Genomic DNA, 20,711 nt, shown 5'->3' on the forward strand with positions numbered 1-20,711 from the left:
TAGGACTTTCCCAAGTCTCAGCCCTGCGTCGGCCTGCGTTCGACGATGTAGATGTGGTCGGCCGCCAGCACCACTTCGCCGCGCTGGTTGATCACCTCGCAGCGTTCGATCACCCGTCCCGACCCCGGCCTCTTCGGGTCGTCTTCCCTGGCCGTAATTGTGGTGCGCGTCCGGATCGTGTCGCCGATGAACACCGGCTTGATGAAGCGCAACCGGTCGTAGCCGTAGGAAAAGGCGACAGGGTTGATGACGGTTGCCGTCAGCCCGATGCCGACCGAGAACACCAGCGTGCCGTGCGCGATGCGCTGGCCGAATGGCGTCGTCTTCATGAACTCGGCGTCCATGTGGTGCGGGAAGAAATCGCCGGTGTGGCCGGCATGGACGATGAAGTCGGTCTCGGTGATGGTGCGGCCGCTGGTCAGGCGCGACGCGCCAATCTCATAGTCTTCGAAATACTGGATCTGTTCCATCAGGGTCTTTCCGCAATCGGCGTCGCCGGTGCCGCACTCGACTGATACGCCGCCTCGACCAGCGCCATCGTGCTCCAGGCATCCTCGACCGGACTGATCAGCATAGCATCTTCTCCGGTGGCAAAACGCTGGACATTGGCCATGCGGCCGACGAAGGCGTCTGGAAACCACTCGCCGGCCAAGGGCACCGCGACCCAGTCCGTTCCACCCTTGGGGTAAATCTCCAGCACATCCGGTTCACCTGTGGGATAATCGAGGTTGAGACCCAGCTTGAGATAGGCGGCACCTTCTGTGCCGCAGATGCGGAACTCGCAGGCCTGGTGCCGGCGGCCGAACTTGTGGTCGTGGTTGATCGACAGCGCGCAGCGCACGGTGTCGCCATAGTCGAGAATGGCGCTGGTGCGCGTCTGCGCCACGGCATGGTTGGGATGGCCGAGCGTCTTGGCGTGCACACCCTTGGGGTCGCCGAGCAATTGCCGGATCAGGTCGAGATAGTGGATCGAATGCATGGCGATCTCGACGCGCGGCGCCTTGAGCAGGAATTCCCAAAGCTCCCACGGCGTCGCCAGCGCCAGCCAGGCGTCGAAGTCGACGATCTCGCCGAGCCAGCCCTTGCCGACGGCATCCTTGAGCGCCAGCATCATCGGCGCGAAGCGCAATTGGAAGTTCACCGCTGCGTGCAGCTTCCGGGCGCGGCAGATCTCGAGGATCGCGGTCGCCTCGGCAAGGTTGCTGCCCATCGGCTTCTGGATCAGCGCCACCGCGCCATCAGGCAAGAACTTCAGCACATCGGCATGACGCGACGGCGGGGTGGCAAGATCGAAGATCGCGCCCTCGACGGCAGCAGCTTCTTCGACCGAGCCAAAGGCCGTCACGCCCCATTGGCTGGCCAGCTTTTCAGCCCTGGCATGATCAGGATCATACAGCCCGGCTACTGGAAAGCCGGCCTTCCTGTAGGCCGGGAAATGCGCGTCGCCGACGATCGATCCGGCGCCGAAAGTGACGATCGGCCGGGGTTTTGAGGGTTTTGGCCAGGATTGAACGAGCAAGGCAGGGTCGAAACCGCCTTCAATCATGATGGAAGACCTCGTCCATCTCGGCCCACCACTCGCCCTCTTTGCGCGTCGCCAGCGGCTCCTGGCATGGCATGCAGACCGCCCACCATTCCTGCGTCTTCGGATCGGCCGCCATCTTCGCCATGTCGGCTTCGTAGTCGCTGCCGTGATATTCGAAAGTGCTGAACAGCAGGTTCTCCGGCCGCTTCAGGTAGATCGAATAATTCTTGATGTTGCAGGCGGAGATCATGGCCAGCACGTCGGGCCAGACGGCGGCATGGAGGCGGACATACTCATCGACCTTTTCCGGTTTCAGCCCCAGAATCATCCCCATCCGCTGCATATCAGTCTCCTATTTCGTGATCGCCGTGGTGAATTCGGCGATGCCCATGGCCTTGACCGCGTCCCAGTCCCAGTCGATGCCGATGCCCGGTTCGTCGGGCGCCAGCGCCTGGCCATCCTCGATGCGGAGGCGCTTGCCGGTCAACTGGTCGAGTTGCGGAATGTACTCGACATATCGGCCGTTCTGAACAGCGCAGGTCAGGCTGACATGCAGTTCCATCAGGAAATGCGGGCAGACCGGAATGTCGAAGGCCTCCGCCGCGTGCGCGATCTTGAGCCAGGGCGTGATGCCGCCGATGCGGCCGACATCGACCTGCACGATCGAGCAGGCGCCTTTCTGCATGTATTCGCGAAAATGGCGAATGGAGTAGAGCGACTCGCCGATCGCGATCGGCGTCGGCGTCGAGTTCGACAACCGCACATGTCCGTCAATATCGTCGGCCGGCAGCGGCTCCTCGATCCAGGCGAGGTCGAGTTCGCGCAACCTTGCGGCGCGCCGGATCGCCTCGTCGACCGAAAAACCCTGATTGGCGTCGGTCATGATCTCATAGCCGTCGCCGACCGCCTTGCGCACCGCCGACAGGCGGGCAAGATCCTCCGACCCGTGCGGCCTGCCGATTTTCACTTTCGAGCCGCGAAAGCCCTTCGCCTTGGCGGCTAGCGCATCGTCAACCAGCGCCTGCGTCTCGATGTGCAGCCAACCGCCTTCGGTCGTGTAGAGCGGGCAGCGATCCTTGGCACCGCCGGCCAGTTTCCACAGCGGCAGGTTCTGTTTCTTGGCCCGCAGATCCCATAGTGCCGTGTCGATCGCCGCGATCGCTATCGCGGTGATCGCGCCGATGGTTGTGGCATGCGTGGCGAATTCGAGATCGTGCCAGATCGCCTCGATCATGTCGGGGTCGCGGCCGATCAGGCGCGGCACCAGATGGTCGGACAACAGCCGCATCACCGACGAGCCGCCGGTGCCGATCGTGTAGCTGTAGCCGGTGCCGACCGCGCCGTCGGAATCGGTGATGGTGACGATCGGCGTTTCCTGGCTGACGAAGCTCTGGATCGCGTCGGTGCGTTTGACCTTGGGTACAAGGTCCACCATGCAAAGGTCGACTTTCTCGATTCTGGTCATGCCGATCAGCTCCGCAATGTCTTTCCGGTCTCAGTGGCAAACAGATGCGCCTGCGACATGTCGAGGCTCATGGCGACGCGCTCGCCCGGCCGGAGTGGCCTCGGGTTCAGCATGCGCGACACCCAGTCCGTACCGTTGAATTCGACGAACACCAGCGTCTCGTTGCCGAGCGGTTCGGTAACGGTGATCGGCAGTTCGATCTGGTGGACGTCTGCCGCGCCACCGGAACTGATGCCATGGCCGGTTGGATAGATGTCGTCCGGCCGTAGCCCGAACACAACCTTGTCGCCGGTCGTGACATTGGCCTTGAACTGAGCGGGCAGCGGCAGCTTTTCGCCGTTGGCGAAAACCATCTGGCCGTCATCGATCGTGGCCTCGTGCAAATTCATCGGCGGCGAACCGATGAAGCCGGCAACGAAGCGGGTTGCCGGCCGCCGAAAGACCTCGTCGGGCGTGCCGACCTGTTCGATATGGCCGTCGCGCATGATGACGATGCGATCGGCCAGCGTCATTGCTTCGACCTGGTCGTGGGTGACGTAGATCACCGTCGACTGCACCTTGGCATGCAGCTTCTTGATCTCGGTGCGCATCTGCGTGCGCAATTTGGCGTCGAGATTGGAAAGCGGCTCGTCGAACAGGAACACATCGGGATCGCGCACGATGGCGCGGCCCATGGCGACGCGCTGGCGCTGACCGCCGGACAGTTGTGAGGGGCGGCGATCCAGCAACGTGTCGAGGCCGAGGATGGCCGAGGCTTCGGCGACACGGCGGTCCATGTCTTCCTTGGCGGCACCGGCGATCTTCAGCGAGAAGCCGAGATTCTCGCGCACCGTCATGTGCGGATAGAGCGCGTACGACTGGAACACCATCGAGATGTTGCGCGAGCGTGGCGGCAAATCGTTGACGATGCGCCCGCCGATCTTGATCGAGCCGGCGCTGATCTCTTCCAGCCCGGCGATCATCCGCAGCGTCGTCGACTTGCCGCAGCCGGAGGGGCCGACCAGCGCGATGAACTCGCGGTCGGCGATGTCGAGATCGATGCCGTGCACGATCCCGACAGTGCCGTAGCGCTTGGTCAGCTTGGTGAGGGTAACGGTTGCCATGTATCAGCCTTTCACCGCGCCGGAGGTCAGGCCGCCGACAAGGTGTTTCTGGACGACGTAGGTGAGGGTGAGCGCCGGGATGATCATCACCACGGCCAGCGCGCACATGCCGCGCCAGTCGATGGTGAACTCGGCCGTGTAATCGAGCAGCCCGACCGGCAGCGTCTTGGCGCTCACCGAACGGGTCAGCTGCGAGGCCAGAGCGAACTCATTCCAGCAGGTCAGGAAGGCGAAGATCGCGGCCGACGCGATGCCCGGCCCGGCAAGCGGGAACTCGACCTGCCAGAACGCCTGCCAGCGCGTGCAGCCATCGATCTGCGCGGCCTCCGCGAGGTCCTTGGGCACCTGACGGAAGAAGCCGTCGATCAGCCAGATCGTGAACGGCACGTTGAGCGCGACATAGGCAAGGATAAGCCCGAAATGGGTGTCGATGATGCCAAGCCGCACATAGAGGAAAAACAGCGGCAGCGAGAGCGCAATGCCCGGCACGGTGCGCGTCAGCATCAGCCCGAGGAAGACGCTCGATTTGCCGCGGAAGCGGTAGCGCGCGAACGCATAGCCGCCGGCCATGCCGATGGCCACTGCAATGACCGTCGAGGTCACCGAGATGATCAACGAGTTGCGGAAATATTCGATCACTGGAATGCCGCCTTTGCCGATACCGCTGAACATGGCGACATAGGCGTCGAACGAAATCTCCTGCGGGATCCAGACCGGCGGCTTGGCCATGATCTCGACTGCCGGCCGCAGCGACGAGAGGACGATCCACAGGCCCGGCAGGCAGATCGTCAGCATCGCCAGGAACAGGCCAATGCGATAGACGATGCCCAGCAGCCGGCGCTTCAGGCGGGCGGAAGAATTCTCGTCCATCTTCACCACTCCGCACCAATCTGCGTGCGCGCCGCGGCGAGCTTGTTGAAGAAGTAGACGGTGAAGGCGATCGACAGCAGGATCGAGAAATAGGCCATGGCGTTGGCCATGCCCATGCGCCCGTCGCTGTAGGCGGTGCGGGCCACCAGGGTCCATAGCAGTTCGGTGCGGCCCGCCGGTCCGCCATCGGTCATGATCTTGACGATGTCGTAGGCGCGCGCCACGTCGAGCGAACGGATAGTCATGGCTATGTAGGCGAAAGGCATGACGAACGGCCACGTCACATAGCGGAATGTCTGCCACGGCGTGCAGCCGTCGACACGCGCCGCCTCGATCGGCTCCTTGGGCATGGCGAGCAGGCCGGCGAGGATCAGGATGGCGAAGATCGCCGTCGACGACCAGATCTCGGCGATCGAAATGGCGATGAAGGCGAGATGGCCCTCGATCAGCCACGGTATGGCGTCTTGCGTAATGCCGAGCGACTGCAGCGCATTGTTCACCAGGCCGATATTGTCGTTGAACATGAACTTGAACTGGAAGCCGACGAGGATCGGCGAGAACATCATCGGAAACATCATCAGCGTGCGCAGGATGCGCTGGCCGCGTGTCGCTTTCTCGACCAGCATGGCAAGCCCAAGGCCGAGCAGCATTTCGAGATTGAGCGCGATGGTCAGCAGCAGCACCGTGCGGCCGAACGCCCACCAGAAATCGGTATTGGACAGGATCGAAAGATAGTTCCGGATGCCGATGAAGACGTAGAACGTTTCGGGCCGCGTCAGGCGGAACGGCGTGAAGCTGGAGTAAAGGGACAACAGCAACGGCACAACGACAACCGCCGCCAGCACGATCATGGCCGGAAGCAGCAGCAGGAATGGCGCGGATGGCTTGAAGCCCTTCATCAGAATCCTTGAGGTGTTTGCATTTGGACGGCGGTGCGTGGGCCGGGGGCGATGGGTTAGCGCAAACCGCTGGCCGCGAAACGCGATCGCCTCCCCCATTTCCAATGGGGGAGGCAGCCCTGGGAGCCCGTTTCTAGAGCTTGCCGGCGTCCTGGAGGATTTGCGTCGCCTTGGCGGCCGCATCGTCCAGTGCCTGCTTCGACGTCTTGTCGCCGAGGATCGCCGCCTGCAATTCGGGATAGACGGCGTTCGAGATCTCGATCCATTCAGGCGTCTGCGGCACGGCAAAGGCGTGCTTGGCCTCTTCCTGGAAGGCGGTAAGAACCTCCTTCTTGTAAGGATCGTTTTCGGCCTGCTTCAAAACCCAGTTCCACACTGCGGTACGGGTCGGCAGCGGGCCGGCGGCGGCCTCGAGCTTCTGGCTGTCCTCGTTGGTCAGCCACCAAACCAAGGAAGCCGCGGCCTCCTTGTTGGGGCAGTTCTCGGTCACCGAGAAGCCATGGAAGCCGGACCAGCCGGTGCGCTTGCCGGACGAGCCCTTCGGCGCGACCTTGACGCCGACATTGCCGGCGACCTTGGATGACTTCGGATCGTTGAAGAAGCCAGCCCAGCCCGGCCAGTCCAGATTGATGGCGACGGTGCCGGAGGCAAAGCCCTGGCCGAGATCGTCCCAGAGGTAGTTGGTCGTGCCGGCCGGTACGGCCTTGGCCTTATAGAGGTTGACGAACCAGTCGAGCGCCCGGATGCCGGCCTCGGAGTTGAAGACCGGCTTGCCGTCCTTGTCGAGGTATTCGCCGCCCTCGGCGACCACCATCTCGTAGAAGCGACCGTTGATCGCCTCTTCCTTGCCGGCGAACTGCGTGCCGTAGAAATTGGGCGGGTTGGCGAAAAACTCAGCCTGGTCGGTGACTTCCTTCCAGGTATCCGGCGGCACCAGATCATAGCCGTATTTCGCCTTGAACTTGGTCTTGTTGTCGGCGTTCTCGTACAGGCTCTTCTGGTAGTAGAGCGCCGAAACGTCGAACTGCGCGCGCGGCAGCATCTCCAGCTTGCCGTCGATGGTTGCGGACGTGATCGTCGACGGCACGAAAGCGTCGATCTCTTCCTTGGGCAGCAATTTGCTGAGGTCGGTGTAAAGGCCCGTATATTGCGGCGCGAAGGACGAATGGTTCCAGCCGACGCACCAGTTGGTGCTACCCGAGGCGATGTCGGACTTGAGCTCCTTGTCGATGTCGAAGCCGTTCTTCTTGGTCAGGATGTTGACCTTGGCGCCGGTCGCCTTCTCCCATTCGGGAATGCGCTCGTAGAGCTTTTCATATTGCTGGCCGCCGATCAGCTTCACGTCGACGGTCACGCCTTCGAACTTGCCGGGCAGGTCGCCGGCAAGGGCAGCGCCCGCACCTGACGCGAGCAACAATGCACCGGCGCACACGCCGGACAGCAGTCTGTTCATTGGTATCCTCCCTTGGTGCCGCCTCTGCGGCGACCGCAACTCGTCTGATGACAAGAAGTGCTACATTCATATACAAACAAAACATTCATAGACACGTCAAGGCGAAATTTGTTTCCGCCGCGCACGTTCCTGCGTATATGAAGGGTGAAATTCACTGGAGGATGAGCCCATGGACGACAGCGAAGACGAGCGCTATCGCGCGCCGGCGCTCGACAAGGGGCTCGATATCCTTGAACTGCTGGCGGGCGTCGACGGCGGCCTGACCCAGGCCGAAATCGCCAAGAAACTCGACCGCAGTCCCAACGAATTCTATCGCATGCTCGACCGGCTGGTGCGGCGCGGCTACGTCACGCGCCTCGACGGCGACCGCTATTCGCTGACGCTCAAGCTGTTCGGTCTGGCACAGTTGCACGCGCCGGTACGGCGGCTGGTCTCCTATGCGACGCCGCTGATGCGTGAGCTTGCCGAGACATCGCAGCAGGCCAACCAACTCGTTGTTTTTGATCGAGGTTCTGCCGTCGTCATCGGCCAGCAAGAAGCACCGAACTACTGGGGCATATCGATCCGGGTCGGCTCCCATATCAGTTTGTTCGACACCGGATCGGGACATGTGCTGCTCGCCTTCCGCTCACCGGAAGAGCGCCAGATGATGATTTCCGAACACGTCCGCAGCACCGACAAGACGGCGCAATCGACCGAGTTCTTCACCCGTCTCGACCAGATACGCGACCGTGGCTACGAGATGATGGCCTCGATGCAGACAGCCGGCGTCTTCAACCTGTCCGCCCCGGTGCGCAGTTCCGACGGCAAGGCAATCGCCGCACTGTCGATTCCCTACATCACGGTGGTCAACGCGCCTTCCGCGCCCGACATCACCAGGACGATCGAACTGTTGCTGGCGACGTGTGAAAAGCTGTCGCACCTCGCTGGATCAGCAGTCGGCTCATCGGCATGAATTCTTATTTGAATGAAGAATTCCCCCGTGAGATGATTTAAAAAGCCAGAGGGAGGAGCGTCACCATGATCATCGATACCCATCTTCACCTGATCGATCGCTCGGCCCTGCGCTATCCCTGGCTCGCCGGCGTGCCGGCGCTCAACCGCGATTTCTCTTATGAAGACTACGCGACGGAGGCGCAGCGTGTCGGCGTCGGGCGTGTGCTGCATATGGAGGTCGATGTCGATGCGGCCGACATCGAAGCCGAGACCGCTCGTGTGGAAGGACTGTCACGGCAGTCCGGCAGCATGCTGGCCGGGGTGATCGCGTCCTGCCGCCCTGAGGAAGGGGACTTCGCGGCCTATCTCGAACGGCAGCGGGCAAACCCGTTCGTAAAAGGCTTTCGCCGCGTCCTCCATGTCGTGCCCGACGATCTCTCGGAAGGTGCGGTGTTTCGCGACAGCATAAAGCGGCTTGGCGGCACCGGCCTGACTTTCGACCTCGTCGTGCTGCCGCACCAGATCCCCAGGGCGATCGCGCTTGCCGACCTGGCGCCAGATGTGACGTTCGTCCTCGACCATTGCGGCGTCCCCGACATCAAGGGCGGCGCTGAGCATCCGTGGCGTGAACACATGAGCGAGATCGCCCGGCGCCAGAATGTGGTAGCCAAGATTTCCGGTGTCGTCGCCTATGCCGATCCGGGCAGCTGGACGGTCGAGACGCTGCGGCCATACGTCGAGCACACCGTCTATTCATTCGGCTGGGACCGCGTCGTCTGGGGCAGCGACTGGCCGGTCTGCACGCTAGGCGGCGGCCTGTCGACCTGGGTGGCGGCGACCCATGCATTGCTCTCGGGCTGCAGCATTGCCGAGCGCGACAGGCTGTTGTCCGGGAATGCCCGCAAGCTGTGGCGGCTCGACTGACTGGTCCTTTCAGATGGTGGTCGAGACGTGCCGTTCGCGGCCATAGAGCGAAACCAGCAGCACGATGACGAAGCCGAGCGCGGCCTGCACCGCTGCGGGCTGGAAGCCGAGGCCGATCAGCAGCGTGTTGATCTCGGTCAGCACTAGCACGCCGGCGATCGTGCCGAGATAGCTTCCCCGGCCGCCGACAAGTGCTGCGCCTCCTACGACGACCGCCGCGATGGTCTGGAACAGATAGGGCTGGCCGACATCGCCATAGGCCGAACCGGTGAAGCCGAGCAGAAGCACCCCTGCCACGGCGGCGAAGAAAGCGCTTGCCGCATAGGTGATGACCCACATGCGAACCGGGTCAATCAGCGCCAGCGGCGCCGCGCCCGGATTGCTGCCCAGCGCGTAAAGCCGGCGGCCATAAGGCGTTCGCTCCAGCACCAGCACGACGAGTGCGGCCAGCACGACCAGGCTCGGCACCAGCCACGGCACCGGCAGCGGTCCGGCCGATCCGCCGATCGAGACGAAGCTGGATACCGCTTGCGGTGCGGAGCCCGACGGGAAACCCGCGGTCCACAACAGCACAAGGCCTTGTACGACCATGCCGATGCCGAGCGTGACGATGAGCGGCTGGATGTCGAGGCTGCGCGAGATCAGTCCGTTCAGCCCGCCGATGACGAGCGCCAGCGCGCCGACGAGGCCGCAGACGAGGACAAAATTCCAGCCGTCGCCATAGAGCTGCGCCGCCACGACATTGGCAAAGCCGATGACGAAGGGGATCGACAGATCGATGCCGCCCATGATGACGACCAGCGTCTGCCCGATCGAGGCGACGGCAAGCAGCGAAGCGAGCACCAGCATGGCGCGTATCGCAAACGGCGCCGAATAGCCGGGAATGAGGAGCGTGCCGGCAAGGTGCAGAAGGGCGGCGACGCAGAAGGCGCCGACGACGCGGGCGTTGGTTGTGGCGAAGAGGTTTTGGCGCAAAAACATGTCAGCGTCTCCCCATGGCAAGACGTTCCTGCAGCGCTGTCAGCATCACGGCCAGCACCAGGATCGCGCCGTAGGCGATCTGCAGCACGAAGGTCGAGACGTTGAACGTCGTCAGCACGCTTTGCAGCAGGAAGATGTCGATGGCGCCAATGGCTGCACCGGCGACGCCGCCACGCCCGCCGGCCAGGCTGACGCCGCCGAGCGCTACGGCGGCGATGGCGATCAGCGTGTAGGTCGGCCCGATGTTAGGGTCGGCGGAGCCGATCAGCGCGGTCAGCATCAGCCCGGCGCATCCGCCCAGGATGCCGGTCATGACATAGGCGATGAAGCGCACGCGCGTGACATCGACACCGGCGGTGTAGGCGGCCCGATCGTCGCTGCCGACCGCCATCAACTGGTCGTAGTAAGGCGTGCGCCGCACCAGCCACCAAGCGATGAACATCAGTGCCAGCGGAAGCATCGAGAGCGGGCCGGACAAGGCCTTGAGCCAAGCCGGCGCCGGGCCGATCGGCGCCGGCAGGATCGTCAGCGTGACGCCGGCCAGGATCAGATAGGTGCCGAGCGTGGCGACGATCGGCTGGATGCGCACGATTGTCGCGAGAAAGCCGTTCGCAGCACCGACCAGCGCGCCGACGAGCAACGCCGCCGGAACGAGCACCAGGGGTGATGAGATGCCGGCGCCGAGGAACAGCACCTGGATCGCCAAAGCGTTGATGAAGCCCATCAATGGCCCGACCGAGATGTCGATGCCGCCACGCCCGGCGAGGATGACAGGCGTGGACGCAATGGCCGCACCGATCAAGGGCGCCGCCAATCCGACCAGCGCGCCCCAGGAACCCGGCTGGAACCGCCCGGGGCTGAGGATGAGATTGACCGCGAGCAGCACGACCAGCAGCACGACCGCGAAGCCGAAATTTCGCCCAAGGGACAGGAGGCGCGCAACAGGGTTCATGCCGCACGTCCGAACATGGCTGATATCACGCTGTCGGTGGTCAGCGCGTCGCCAGAGATCTCGGCCGCGACTTCATTCTCACGAAACACCAGCACGCGCTGGCACAGGAGAAGAATCTCCTCGATTTCACTGGATAGGATGACGAGCCCCATGCCGTCGGACGCCAGCCCGCGAAACACGTCGTAGAGCACATGCCGCGTCGCCACGTCGACGCCACGCGTCGGATCGTTGAGGAGCAGGATCGCGGGCTCCAGCGCCAGCGCCCGCGCCAGCAGCACCTTCTGCTGGTTGCCGCCCGACAAAGTGGTGATCGGCGCATCGGGCCGGGGTGCGGCGATCGAGAGTTTTTCGCGATAGAGGTCGTAGCGCGCCTTGCGTGCCGACGGGCTGATTAGCCCGAGCCGCGTGTCGCGCGACAAGGTCGAGACGGCGAAATTGTCGAGCACCGACTGTGTCGGGAAAATGCCGTTGGCGCGTCGGTCGCGCGGCAAATAGGCGATGCCGCTGGCGACAGCCTTGCGAAACCCGGTAATCTTTCGGGAGGCATCTGATGAACCGAGTTCGATCGAGCCGCCATGGGACTGTTCCAGGCCGGCAAGCATCTTGAGAAACAGCTCCTGGCCATGACCATCGAGACCGGCAAGCCCGACGATCTCACCCGGAGCGATGGCCTGCGTGATCGGGCTGGCGCCGGGCGCGATGACGAGTTCGCGAACGGCAAGACCACCAAAATCGAGAGCAGTGCGATCAGCCATGCGCCAATTCCGCAGCGGTACGTGGCGCCATCGCCTTGAGAAGTTCCGCCGGCGTGGAAGCGCCGCGCTCTTCGGTGCGCACGACGCTGCCGCCCCGCAGGATCGAGATGCGGTCCGAAAGCGACATCACCTCATCCATGCGGTGGGTGATGAACAGGATCAGGCAGCCTTCGCCGGCAAGCGCACGCATCAACGAAAAAACCGATTCGCGGTCGGCGAAGTCGAGCGCGGCGGTGACCTCGTCGAGGATCAGGATCTTTGGGTTGCGCACGATCGCGCGGGCGAGAACGACCAATTGCTGCGCGGCAAGCGGCAGCAGGCCGGCTGGCTTGTCGAGGGGGACGTCGGTGACCGCGAAGCGCTTCAGCGCGGCTTCCGCCCGGTCACGGCGCTCATGGCGGGGAACGGCACGTCGGACCAGTCCGTCGAGGCCGAGCAGGATGTTGTCGGTTACGCTGCGGTCCGGAGCGATCAGCACCTCCTGGAATACCGTGGCGAAGCCTTGCGCCTGGAAGGCCGATGGATTGGCGCCAGGGAATGGCTTGCCGTGCAGCAGGATCACGCCGCTGTCCGGCTGGACGATGCCGGACAGCAGCTTGACCATGGTGCTCTTGCCCGAACCGTTCTCGCCCAGAATGGTGTGGATGGTCCCCGCCCGGAACGCGATCGATGCGTCCGCGAGCGCGATCGTCTCGCCATAGCGTTTGGATATGGTTTTGATTTCAAGCATGTCACAATTCGATGCTGGCAGGCCGGCTCCGCGAAAGGAGCCGGCCTGCTGAGAGGCTAGTTCGCGCAGCGTTATTTTGCGCAGGCGTCGGGGACCTTCGAATAATCCCAGCCCTTGGTCGGCGCCGGGTTCGAGAAATAGGCGTCGAGCCATTCCTCCGGCATCGGATCTTTCGGCGGGATCGGGAAGATCGACACGGCATCGGTCGTCATGCAGTCCTTGTACCAGGCACCGAGATCGGCGGTGTGGACAGGCGGGATCGGGATCAGCAGCGTGTTCAGCTTCGGCTTCTGTCCGTCGAGCATGCGCTCGCCGACGCGGAACAGCGTTTGCGCGGTCCAGTGCGGCAGCACCGCATGGCCTTCGAAGCGGTACTTGTCGGGGTTGGCCTTCCAGTAGCCCAGCGCATCGCCGGTGATCGAGCCGGTGATCAATGGCGCCGGCCGGCCGGCTTCCGCGAAGGCTTCGGCAACGACACGGCTCTCGCTGCCTGTCGTCCACACCGCATCGATCGGCGCCGGGTTGGTGGCGATCGCCTGCAGCACCACTGTCTTGGTGACGTTGGCCGTCCAGTTGCCGTTGACGTTGCGCGAGATCTTCAGCTTCGGATTTTCGGCCAGCGCCTTGTCCGCGCCCTGGCGCTCCTGCACGACGATCGGGTGTCCCGCGATGCCTTCGACCAGAAGGATGCTGGCGCCGTCCGGCTGCGCCTTGCCGATCGCCGCCATCATGTCATAGCCCCAGCGCGCATAGTTGGAATCGACATTGATCGCGTTCGGGCTGGTCACCGAGCCGGCCGCCGTGATGAACGGAATGCCGGCCTTGGCGGCAGCGTCGATGGCGTCGTCAAGCGCCGTCGCCGAACCCGGGATCGAGGTGATGATCGAGCACTTCTTGTCGATGAAGGCGCGGATCTGGTTGATCTGCTGGCTGGCGTCATTGTTGGAGTCCGACACCTCGAAGCTGGAGACGGTGCCGTCGGCGATTAGCCCGTCGACAAGGCGCTTCAGTTCCTTGGTCACCGTGACCCGCCACGGATTGCCCTGATATGATTCCGAGTGGCACCATTTCCACGGCTTGGGCGGCGCGGTGAAATTGTCCCAGGCCGAGGGCAGCACCTTCTGGGGCGCGCCGTCATACTGCGCCTTGAGTTCGGTCGGCAGCCCGCCGATGACGCCTTGCACATCCTGGGCAAAGGCGGTCGTTGCAAGCGAGGCAAGCGCCGTTGCGGCCAGCAGGCCGCGGATCATTCCTGTCATTCTTGTTCTCCTCCGTTCGGTTGGTTCAGGCTCCTCCACCGGCAGCGCCGGACACCTGCGCCGGGAAACTCTCCCGAAACAGGCGATTGAGATCGGCAACGACCTGTCGGGCTTGATGCCGGGAGGTCATGCCGGAAAGGATGCGTTCGGACGCGGCCTGCTGGAACGGCATGTAGCCGTCATGGCGTGGCCGCACCCATGCGCCCTCCAGCGTCGCGCGCGTATCCCGATAGAAGTCGCCGGTCGCTTCATTGACGGCTTGATCTTCCCAGGCCGCTGCATGGCCGGGCTGGCCCCCGGCGGCGGCATAGGGGGCGCGCTGAACATCGCCGCTCGCGACCCAATAGGCGAAGTCGATCGCGGCATCCCTGGCTTTGGAAAAGGCTGAAACCGCTATGCCGGTGCCGCCAAGCGCCGAACCGACCGGGCCTCCGGAACCGATGACCGGAACATCGGCAAAGGCCAGCCGGTTCGCCCGAAAGCCATCCGTCGCATAGGACACGTAGCCATAGATCAGTGGCGCGCAGACGAACCTGGAACTGGCCTCCGCCATACGTTCGGAGACGGCAATCGGGTCCATCTCGAAACACGCGGGATCGACCAGCGCTGTGATCTCGCGCATTGCCTCGAAGACTTGGCTACCGATCTCCACATCGATCAGATCGTCGGATGAATCGGTCGTGCAGGCATGCCCGAGATTGCCGGCAAGCGTGTAGAAAACCATCAACACGTGAGGCGGCCGCAACGGCAGCAGCACGCGGTCTTGACGGGCGAGATCGAGCACCTCGCTCCAGCGCGCCGGCGCCGCACTGATCGCATCCGGCCGCCATGCCTGGACTTGGCTGGCCGCGTCGATCGGAAACGCCCACTGCCGCCCTTGCCAGTTGTAGCTCGGATAGGACTGGCCGACGCTGCCCGAGGCAAGGGCCGTGCGTTCCGCCCCGCGTCCGGCGACATCCAGCGGCTCCAGGCATCCTTCGGCCGTGATCTGGCCGACATGCGGATGGTCGATGACGATGAGATCATAGGCGCGCGCCAGTTCCTCGACCGGGAAGGATTCGAAGTCCTGAAGTGAGCGCTTGTCCCATTCGATCACGACGCCGGTCTTCTGCTGCCATAGCGACGAGCAGGCGACCATCGGATCGTAGCCACGCGGATGGCTCCAGGTCATGCCCTTGAGGATGGGCACGCTCACAGGCCGAACTCCGCGCGGATGGCAGCACTGTGCTCGCCGATGCGGGGCGCCGCCCGATCGACCTTGGCCCTTATGCCATCGACCCGGAGCGGCGAACTGGTGGTGAGGATCGACACATCGTCCTCGCGCGTCACAGTCTGCAGCATGTCGAGGGACTGGAACCCTTCGCTCGCCAGCATCTCCGGCCAGGTCAGCACTTTGGCGCACCAGATGTCGGCCGGCTCGAGGATATCAAGCCACTCATCGATGGTCTTGGTCGCGATCCGCTGCGCGATGATCGCCTTGATGTCGTCGCGCGCGGTGAACCAGGATGCCGGCTTGTCGCGATAGGGTGCGAGTTCGCTGAGCGACAGGAGATCGGCCAGCTTGGGGATCGGCGTCATGGCGATGGCGAGGTAGCCGTCCTTGGCCGGATAGACACCGTAAGGCGCCGACAGATAGGCATGCGCACTGCGGAAACTGGAGCGCCTGGGCAGCCGGCGGCCGTCATTGAGATGCGTGGTCAGCACCTCGAACTGGAAATCGACAAGCGCTTCCAGCAGGCTGGTTTCGATGTGGCTGCCCTGACCGGTGATACCGCGCCGCACCAGTGCGGCCAGAATGCCCTGCGCACAGGCCGCACCGGCCAGCATGTCGCCGATGGCGAGGCCGAATGGCACTGGCCCCTGGTCCTCGTCGCCGTTCAACCACATCACGCCGGAACGCGCCTGCGCCAGGAGATCCTGGCCCGGGCGTTTGACCCACGGGCCGTCCTCGCCATAGCCGCTGATCGAGGCATAGACCAGCCGCGGATTGACCTTGCGGACCGCTTCGTAGTCCAAGCCGAGCCGTTCGATGACGCCCGGCCGGAAATTCTGGATCAGCACGTCGGCCTTGGTCAGAAGGCCGCGCAGCGCCTCGAGGTCGGCCTCGTTCTTGAGGTCGATGGCAAGACTTTCCTTGGCCCGGTTGATGGCATGGAAGATGGTGGAATCGCCGCCGATCTCGGTGTCGCTGAGATAGAGCCGGCGCGACAGGTCGCCGCCATCCGGGCGCTCGATCTTGATGACGCGCGCGCCGAGATCGAGCAGCCTGAGCGAGCAATAAGGCCCGGACAGGAACTGGCTCATGTCGACGACGACGAGACCGGCGAGCGGCAATTCGGCTGCTGCCGGCATTCCTATTTCTCCGTCTTGCCGACGAAGTCGGCCGGGTTGCGGTACTTCACCGTCTGCAGGTGTTCGCAGTAGAGAACGAGTTCGCCTTCGCCCTTGAACACCTCGTAGCTGGCGCGGATCAGCCCCATCTCCTGGTAGCGGGGCTTCTTGTCGAGGTTGGAGCGGATCGAATAGATCGTGTCGCCAATGAAGACGGGTTTTATGAAGCGGAGCTTGTCGTAGCCATAGGAAAAGGCGTTGACGCAGTTGGTGGCGACCAGTCCCAGGCCAGCCGAGAAGACGAAGGCGCCGGCGATCAGCCGCTTGCCGAAAATGCCTTCGCTCTCGGCAAACATCTGGTCCTGCACATAGGGGTGGATGTCGAGCACCAGCGTGTTGAACAAATGGCTGTCGCCTTCGGCCATGGTCCGTCGCAACGAGCGGATCTTCTGCCCGACCGGCCAATCCTCATAGAACCAGTTTTCGGCGTTCCATACCGGCAGCGCGGCATGATCCGCCGGCATGTTCTTGGGATGCGTCGAGGCGACACCGACGGTGGATGCGAAATCGTTCATGACCGAATCCGCCAGTCCTGCCGAAGGGACCGCGCAACCATTTGAACACGCATCAAGGCGCCTGAATGCAAGACGTCTCCTCCCGTCAATCTTCTTTTGTAAATAGTATTTTCACATATGGGGTTGCGTTGCAAGCGTGAACAGGCGAAATTTTGGCTGCTCCCGCGCGCCGAAGCGCAGGCGGGCAGGGAGGAAATCATGCACAAGGATTGTCTGGTCTTTGTCGGCAGCCTGAACCGGGAGGCGCCGTATTTTCAGGGCGCTCGGGGCGTCGGCCTCAGCGTCTACAGCTTTGACGAGACGACGCTGGAAACCCGAAAGCTGGCTGAAGCCCATGACGTCGACAATCCAACCTTCTTCTCGGTGACGCCGGACGGTTCACACGTCTACGCCAATTCGGAAGTCTTCACCTGGCGCGAGGGAACTGTCTCCGCCTACAGCTTCGATCGTGCCTCGGGCGCGCTCACCTATCTGAACAAGCAGCCATCGCTGGGCAGCATCACCGCCCACAACACCATCACCCGCGACGGGACAAAACTGCTGGTCGCCAATTACGGCATGGGCGGGGGCGGCCCGGACCGCGCCGTGGCGGTTTATGGTTTCGAAAAGGACGGCGCGCTGACGGCCCCGCTGGCCAGCGTCTCGCATTCCGGCACCGGCCCGAATGCGGCACGACAGGAACGCTCGCACGCCCACAGTATTACCGAAACCATTGCCGGCGGGACAGCCATCGTCGCCGATCTCGGCATCGACCGGCTGGTGTCCTACCGGATCGAGCACGATGGCAACCTGACCAAGCTTGCGGAATCCGCTTTGCCGGCGGGCGCCGGTCCACGCCACCTCGCACTGCATCCGAACGGACGCTTCGTCTTCGTTATGAACGAGCTGGATTCGACCATCGTGGCGATGGCGCTGGACGAAGCCTCGGGCAAGCTCACGCTCATCGACGCCAAGCCGGCGGTGCCGGCCGAGGCGCGCGACAGCAACCATTGCGCCGACATCCAGATCTCGCCGGATGGCCGTTTTGTCTACGGCTCCAACCGTGGCCATGACAGCGTCGTCATCATGGCGGTCGACCAGCAGACGGGTTCGCTGAGCCTCGTCGGCTATATCTCTTGTGGTGGCGCGACGCCGCGCAATCTGGCGCTGACGCCGTCAGGCGGCCATCTGTTTTCCGCCAACCAGAACGCCGACCGCATCTCGATCTTCGCTCGCGACGCCGAGACCGGCATACTCAGCGACACCGGGCGCGCCATCGAGATCGGCACGCCGATGTGCGTCAAGATCGTGCGTTGAACGCCGACAACTGTGAAGCCTTGGACAAAATCGCCCTGGGCTCAAGCCTGTTGTATTGCCGAGAGCTTCCAGTTCGAGCCATTCTCACGCACGAATGTCCACAGCTCGGTCGTCTCTGTCGGATGATCATCGTCGCCCGCGACGACCTTGCCGCTGGCCCGTTCGCGCGTCACGTCACGAGACTCGTAGCGCAATGCGGCCGTGGCGTAGTCGCGCTCATCCTCACGCCAGCTTTCAGCGACGTCGGCCTGCAGCAACGTGATGTCCGTTACCTCGTTCCTGAGACCTTTCTGGGCATTGTCGGCCAGCTCTTCCGAGAGATAGGATACCATTTCGGGGGTAACAGCCCGGCGCAGAGCGGCATGGTCTTCGCGCCCGAATGCTTCCTGGACATCGGTCAACAGCTGCTGGAATGCGTCGAGGTCGGTCTGAGCCAGCGTGATCTCATCAGAACCGATGGCCGGAGAGCTTCCGCCCGAACCACCGCCAAAGCCGGGAATTGTGAAGGAGCCTGCAGTCTGCTGCCCTGCCGTTGCGCGGTTCTCAAATCTCGAAGCCTGGGCATTGCCGGCACCGGCGAGCGCTGGCGCAGGACCACGCGCCGATTGCGAGCGGAAGAAGCGGATAGCCAGCATGATCGCGCCACCGATGAGCAGGGCCTGAAGCAGGAAACCGAACATGCCGGCCAAGCCGCCGAAGCCTTGGCCGACGAGCAGGCCGATCAGGCCGCCGAGCAGCAGGCCCCGCATCATCGTTCCACCGAAACCGCTCATGAAGCCGGGCCTCTGCGGGCCTGCCTGCGGCTGCCGGGCCGCGTTGTTCACACCGGTGTTGGGCGTCATCGAACGCTCGACTGGAGCGGTCGGGGCCGGTGCGGTCCTGGTCGGCGGTGCCGATTGGAACGTGCGCATGCCACGACTGCCGAAACTGCCGCCGCGGCGCGCCTCGGCATGGTCTATCGCGACCATCGAAAACGCCAGGAACAGTCCTGCAAAGAGGGCTGCAAATCGGCTTGTACGGGAAGTCATCGGAGATGAACCTTTGTCTCTGCGGTTTCGGAAATTTTCAGCCGTCGCCGGGTGCCGGCGTTATACGGTCAATCGAACAACTCTTCGAAAAATGATTTCTTCCGCTTTGGATAGCGGTGGCCGTGGGAGCGGGAATAATCGTCGTCGCGGCCCTGGCCGTGTTGCGGCTGGGAGAACGCTGCCGGCTGTGGCTGCGGCGCGGGCGCCGCTTCCCTGCCGGAACGCTCGATGATCTTGTCGAGTTCTCCCCGATCAAGCCAGACGCCGCGGCACTGCGGACAGTAGTCGATTTCGATACCCTGGCGTTCGCTCATCACGAGCGCAACGCGGCAGGAGGGGCAAGTCATGCCAAGGAGAGAAGGAGATGTCATACGGCGCTCCAAACCAAAAAAGAAGGAACCCGCTCGACCGAAAAGGATGAAAACGGGCCCGTTACAGCGGTCCGACATCACAGTCGCCAAAAGCGACAGTCAGAGGGGCCCGGCCCGCAGGGGACAATTAGGAATGCAGCGCCGCGCCTTCAAGGGGCGATATTGCCCGCAAGAGTGATTTGTTCGCCATCTCTGCTCAGACCGTGACCACGATTTCAAATCGTCACCACGATTTCAGATCGTCACCACGATTTCAGATCGTCACCACGATCTTGCCGAACTGCTCGTTCGACTCCAGGTGGCGATGCGCCTCGACGATTTGGTCGAACGCGAAGGTCCTATCGATGATCGGCTTTAGAGTCCCGGTCTCGAGTCCTGCGAGGATGAAAGCCTTGGCGGCCTCCAGTTTCGCCGGGTTGCCGGTGATCTCGTGGACGAGATAGCCGCGCAGCGTCAGCGTCTTGGCCAGCACGGCGAATAGCGGAAACGGTGTCGGCGCGTGGCTCAGTCCGCCATATTCGATGAGGATGCCGCTATGCGACATGGCCGCCGTCAGCGGCTCGAAGATCGGGCCGCCGACCGCATCGAACACGACGCGCACGCCTCGCGGCCCGGCGATCTGGTTCAACCGCGCCGCCAGATCTTCCTCCGTCGAGGCCACGACTTCGGCCGCACCGGCCTCGAGCAGCGCCCGCATCTTCGCCGATGTTCGCGTCACCGCAATCGTCGTCGCGCCCACAATGTTGGCGATCTGGATCGCGGCAAGCCCGACACTGCTCGACGCCGCGGTGATCACCACGTGGTCTCCGCTGTGCAGCCCGGCGATATCGATCAGCGCGCCATAGGCGGTGAGGTACTGCATCCAGACCGCCGCTGCCGTTTGCCAGTCGAGCGACGGCGGGTGCTTGACGATAAGTTCCGCGGGATAAGTGGCAAGCTCGCCATAGGCCGGCCAGCGGATCATCGATTGCGGCGGGATGACACTGACGCTGTCGCCCGGCGCGAAATCCTTCACGCCGTCGCCTATAGCCTCGATAACACCCGCCGCCTCGAGGCCAAGCCCGGAGGGCAGCGTCGGCGTCTCGATATAGGCACCCGCGCGCAGCAGCGCCTCGGCGCGGTTGAGGCCGAGCGCCTTGACGCGGATTTGAACTTCGCCCGGACCCGGTGGGGGAAGCTCGGCATCCTCGATGCGCAGAACCTCAGGGCCGCCATGCTGGTGAAAGCGAACCACACGTGTCATTCGGGATACTCCAAA

22 protein-coding genes are annotated in these 20,711 nt (G+C 63.4%); 3 read left to right on the forward strand and 19 right to left on the reverse strand.

Features of this window, described 5'->3' with window-relative positions:
• Positions 1 to 17: 17 nt before the first annotated feature.
• The 8 genes from AC0L3E_RS16300 to AC0L3E_RS16335 all read right to left on the reverse strand — a co-directional run bounded on the left by AC0L3E_RS16300 (position 18) and on the right by AC0L3E_RS16335 (position 7,315).
• Positions 18 to 473 carry a MaoC/PaaZ C-terminal domain-containing protein gene (locus AC0L3E_RS16300; RefSeq protein ID WP_164781743.1) on the reverse strand — a complete coding sequence of 152 codons (456 nt, stop codon included), beginning with the start codon at positions 471 to 473 and terminating at the stop codon, positions 18 to 20.
• A complete protein-coding gene (locus tag AC0L3E_RS16305) occupies positions 470 to 1,543 on the reverse strand; it encodes a Gfo/Idh/MocA family protein (RefSeq protein ID WP_206631233.1) in 1,074 nt (357 codons plus the stop codon). The genes AC0L3E_RS16300 and AC0L3E_RS16305 overlap by 4 nt, the downstream gene beginning before the upstream one ends.
• Complete coding sequence (locus AC0L3E_RS16310) at positions 1,539 to 1,868, reverse strand: L-rhamnose mutarotase (RefSeq protein ID WP_127397195.1); 330 nt, start codon at positions 1,866 to 1,868, stop codon at positions 1,539 to 1,541. The genes AC0L3E_RS16305 and AC0L3E_RS16310 overlap by 5 nt, the downstream gene beginning before the upstream one ends.
• Before the next feature lie 9 nt (positions 1,869 to 1,877).
• Positions 1,878 to 2,990 carry a mandelate racemase/muconate lactonizing enzyme family protein gene (locus AC0L3E_RS16315; RefSeq protein ID WP_128308807.1) on the reverse strand — a complete coding sequence of 371 codons (1,113 nt, stop codon included), beginning with the start codon at positions 2,988 to 2,990 and terminating at the stop codon, positions 1,878 to 1,880.
• A gap of 5 nt (positions 2,991 to 2,995) precedes the next feature.
• The gene (locus tag AC0L3E_RS16320; RefSeq protein ID WP_473605169.1) at positions 2,996 to 4,093 is read right to left on the reverse strand and encodes an ABC transporter ATP-binding protein; all 1,098 of its coding nucleotides are present in this window, start codon (positions 4,091 to 4,093) and stop codon (positions 2,996 to 2,998) included.
• Positions 4,094 to 4,096: 3 nt separating this feature from the next.
• A complete protein-coding gene (locus AC0L3E_RS16325) occupies positions 4,097 to 4,963 on the reverse strand; it encodes a carbohydrate ABC transporter permease (RefSeq protein WP_127267476.1) in 867 nt (288 codons plus the stop codon).
• 2 nt (positions 4,964 to 4,965) lie between these two features.
• Positions 4,966 to 5,862: a carbohydrate ABC transporter permease gene (locus tag AC0L3E_RS16330; RefSeq protein WP_023808865.1), complete on the reverse strand. Its 897-nt coding sequence runs from the start codon at positions 5,860 to 5,862 to the stop codon at positions 4,966 to 4,968.
• Positions 5,863 to 5,995: 133 nt separating this feature from the next.
• Positions 5,996 to 7,315: an ABC transporter substrate-binding protein gene (locus AC0L3E_RS16335; RefSeq protein WP_128309177.1), complete on the reverse strand. Its 1,320-nt coding sequence runs from the start codon at positions 7,313 to 7,315 to the stop codon at positions 5,996 to 5,998.
• A gap of 169 nt (positions 7,316 to 7,484) precedes the next feature.
• Between AC0L3E_RS16335 and AC0L3E_RS16340 the strand changes: the two genes are divergently transcribed.
• The gene (locus AC0L3E_RS16340) at positions 7,485 to 8,270 is read left to right on the forward strand and encodes an IclR family transcriptional regulator (protein ID WP_127267478.1); all 786 of its coding nucleotides are present in this window, start codon (positions 7,485 to 7,487) and stop codon (positions 8,268 to 8,270) included.
• 65 nt (positions 8,271 to 8,335) lie between these two features.
• Positions 8,336 to 9,175, forward strand: a complete 840-nt coding sequence (locus AC0L3E_RS16345) for an amidohydrolase family protein (protein ID WP_128309176.1) — start codon at positions 8,336 to 8,338, stop codon at positions 9,173 to 9,175.
• 9 nt (positions 9,176 to 9,184) lie between these two features.
• On the opposite strand, the gene AC0L3E_RS16350 is transcribed toward AC0L3E_RS16345, so the two are convergent.
• The 8 genes from AC0L3E_RS16350 to AC0L3E_RS16385 all read right to left on the reverse strand — a co-directional run bounded on the left by AC0L3E_RS16350 (position 9,185) and on the right by AC0L3E_RS16385 (position 16,758).
• Positions 9,185 to 10,156, reverse strand: coding sequence for an ABC transporter permease (locus AC0L3E_RS16350; RefSeq protein WP_128309175.1), 972 nt, complete (start codon positions 10,154 to 10,156; stop codon positions 9,185 to 9,187).
• Position 10,157: 1 nt separating this feature from the next.
• Complete coding sequence (locus AC0L3E_RS16355; RefSeq protein ID WP_292456330.1) at positions 10,158 to 11,108, reverse strand: ABC transporter permease; 951 nt, start codon at positions 11,106 to 11,108, stop codon at positions 10,158 to 10,160.
• Positions 11,105 to 11,863, reverse strand: coding sequence for an ATP-binding cassette domain-containing protein (locus AC0L3E_RS16360; RefSeq protein ID WP_128309174.1), 759 nt, complete (start codon positions 11,861 to 11,863; stop codon positions 11,105 to 11,107). Before AC0L3E_RS16360 ends, AC0L3E_RS16355 begins: the two co-directional genes overlap by 4 nt.
• Complete coding sequence (locus AC0L3E_RS16365; RefSeq protein WP_127267483.1) at positions 11,856 to 12,593, reverse strand: ATP-binding cassette domain-containing protein; 738 nt, start codon at positions 12,591 to 12,593, stop codon at positions 11,856 to 11,858. The genes AC0L3E_RS16360 and AC0L3E_RS16365 overlap by 8 nt, the downstream gene beginning before the upstream one ends.
• A 71-nt stretch (positions 12,594 to 12,664) precedes the next feature.
• A complete protein-coding gene (locus AC0L3E_RS16370; RefSeq protein WP_256747221.1) occupies positions 12,665 to 13,852 on the reverse strand; it encodes an ABC transporter substrate-binding protein in 1,188 nt (395 codons plus the stop codon).
• Positions 13,853 to 13,877: 25 nt separating this feature from the next.
• Positions 13,878 to 15,047 (reverse strand): extracellular solute-binding protein, encoded by a 1,170-nt coding sequence (locus AC0L3E_RS16375; protein ID WP_128307260.1) that lies wholly within the window; start codon positions 15,045 to 15,047, stop codon positions 13,878 to 13,880.
• Positions 15,044 to 16,204 (reverse strand): CaiB/BaiF CoA transferase family protein, encoded by a 1,161-nt coding sequence (locus AC0L3E_RS16380; protein ID WP_128307261.1) that lies wholly within the window; start codon positions 16,202 to 16,204, stop codon positions 15,044 to 15,046. Before AC0L3E_RS16380 ends, AC0L3E_RS16375 begins: the two co-directional genes overlap by 4 nt.
• A 2-nt stretch (positions 16,205 to 16,206) precedes the next feature.
• The gene (locus AC0L3E_RS16385; RefSeq protein ID WP_127270127.1) at positions 16,207 to 16,758 is read right to left on the reverse strand and encodes a MaoC family dehydratase; all 552 of its coding nucleotides are present in this window, start codon (positions 16,756 to 16,758) and stop codon (positions 16,207 to 16,209) included.
• A gap of 198 nt (positions 16,759 to 16,956) precedes the next feature.
• On the opposite strand from AC0L3E_RS16385, the gene AC0L3E_RS16390 reads away from it, so the two are divergent.
• Positions 16,957 to 18,054, forward strand: coding sequence for a lactonase family protein (locus AC0L3E_RS16390; protein WP_128307262.1), 1,098 nt, complete (start codon positions 16,957 to 16,959; stop codon positions 18,052 to 18,054).
• Between the two features lie 41 nt (positions 18,055 to 18,095).
• Here the strand turns inward: AC0L3E_RS16390 and AC0L3E_RS16395 are convergent, their stop codons facing one another.
• The 3 genes from AC0L3E_RS16395 to AC0L3E_RS16405 form a co-directional block, all read right to left on the reverse strand.
• The gene (locus AC0L3E_RS16395) at positions 18,096 to 19,082 is read right to left on the reverse strand and encodes a Tim44 domain-containing protein (protein ID WP_128307263.1); all 987 of its coding nucleotides are present in this window, start codon (positions 19,080 to 19,082) and stop codon (positions 18,096 to 18,098) included.
• A 68-nt stretch (positions 19,083 to 19,150) separates the two neighbouring features.
• On the reverse strand, positions 19,151 to 19,453 hold the full coding sequence (locus AC0L3E_RS16400) for a TFIIB-type zinc ribbon-containing protein (protein WP_127270121.1): 303 nt from the start codon (positions 19,451 to 19,453) through the stop codon (positions 19,151 to 19,153).
• Between the two features lie 253 nt (positions 19,454 to 19,706).
• Positions 19,707 to 20,696: a zinc-dependent alcohol dehydrogenase family protein gene (locus AC0L3E_RS16405; protein ID WP_473605170.1), complete on the reverse strand. Its 990-nt coding sequence runs from the start codon at positions 20,694 to 20,696 to the stop codon at positions 19,707 to 19,709.
• Between the last annotated feature and the right edge of the window lie 15 nt (positions 20,697 to 20,711).

The organism is Mesorhizobium sp. WSM4822 (genome assembly GCF_055811155.1).

Bases quoted from the DNA above. Each gene is read 5' to 3' on its own strand.
- AC0L3E_RS16310 (WP_127397195.1), bottom strand. From the start codon at position 1,868: ATGCAGCGGATGGGGATGATTCTGGGGCTGAAACCGGAAAAGGTCGAT.
- AC0L3E_RS16315 (WP_128308807.1), bottom strand. From the start codon at position 2,990: ATGACCAGAATCGAGAAAGTCGACCTTTGCATGGTGGACCTTGTACCC.
- AC0L3E_RS16320 (WP_473605169.1), bottom strand. From the start codon at position 4,093: ATGGCAACCGTTACCCTCACCAAGCTGACCAAGCGCTACGGCACTGTC.
- AC0L3E_RS16325 (WP_127267476.1), bottom strand. From the start codon at position 4,963: ATGGACGAGAATTCTTCCGCCCGCCTGAAGCGCCGGCTGCTGGGCATC.
- AC0L3E_RS16330 (WP_023808865.1), bottom strand. From the start codon at position 5,862: ATGAAGGGCTTCAAGCCATCCGCGCCATTCCTGCTGCTGCTTCCGGCC.
- AC0L3E_RS16335 (WP_128309177.1), bottom strand. From the start codon at position 7,315: ATGAACAGACTGCTGTCCGGCGTGTGCGCCGGTGCATTGTTGCTCGCG.
- AC0L3E_RS16340 (WP_127267478.1), top strand. From the start codon at position 7,485: ATGGACGACAGCGAAGACGAGCGCTATCGCGCGCCGGCGCTCGACAAG.
- AC0L3E_RS16345 (WP_128309176.1), top strand. From the start codon at position 8,336: ATGATCATCGATACCCATCTTCACCTGATCGATCGCTCGGCCCTGCGC.
- AC0L3E_RS16350 (WP_128309175.1), bottom strand. From the start codon at position 10,156: ATGTTTTTGCGCCAAAACCTCTTCGCCACAACCAACGCCCGCGTCGTC.
- AC0L3E_RS16355 (WP_292456330.1), bottom strand. From the start codon at position 11,108: ATGAACCCTGTTGCGCGCCTCCTGTCCCTTGGGCGAAATTTCGGCTTC.
- AC0L3E_RS16360 (WP_128309174.1), bottom strand. From the start codon at position 11,863: ATGGCTGATCGCACTGCTCTCGATTTTGGTGGTCTTGCCGTTCGCGAA.
- AC0L3E_RS16365 (WP_127267483.1), bottom strand. From the start codon at position 12,593: ATGCTTGAAATCAAAACCATATCCAAACGCTATGGCGAGACGATCGCG.
- AC0L3E_RS16370 (WP_256747221.1), bottom strand. From the start codon at position 13,852: ATGACAGGAATGATCCGCGGCCTGCTGGCCGCAACGGCGCTTGCCTCG.
- AC0L3E_RS16380 (WP_128307261.1), bottom strand. From the start codon at position 16,204: ATGCCGGCAGCAGCCGAATTGCCGCTCGCCGGTCTCGTCGTCGTCGAC.
- AC0L3E_RS16385 (WP_127270127.1), bottom strand. From the start codon at position 16,758: ATGAACGATTTCGCATCCACCGTCGGTGTCGCCTCGACGCATCCCAAG.
- AC0L3E_RS16390 (WP_128307262.1), top strand. From the start codon at position 16,957: ATGCACAAGGATTGTCTGGTCTTTGTCGGCAGCCTGAACCGGGAGGCG.
- AC0L3E_RS16395 (WP_128307263.1), bottom strand. From the start codon at position 19,082: ATGACTTCCCGTACAAGCCGATTTGCAGCCCTCTTTGCAGGACTGTTC.
- AC0L3E_RS16400 (WP_127270121.1), bottom strand. From the start codon at position 19,453: ATGACATCTCCTTCTCTCCTTGGCATGACTTGCCCCTCCTGCCGCGTT.
- AC0L3E_RS16405 (WP_473605170.1), bottom strand. From the start codon at position 20,696: ATGACACGTGTGGTTCGCTTTCACCAGCATGGCGGCCCTGAGGTTCTG.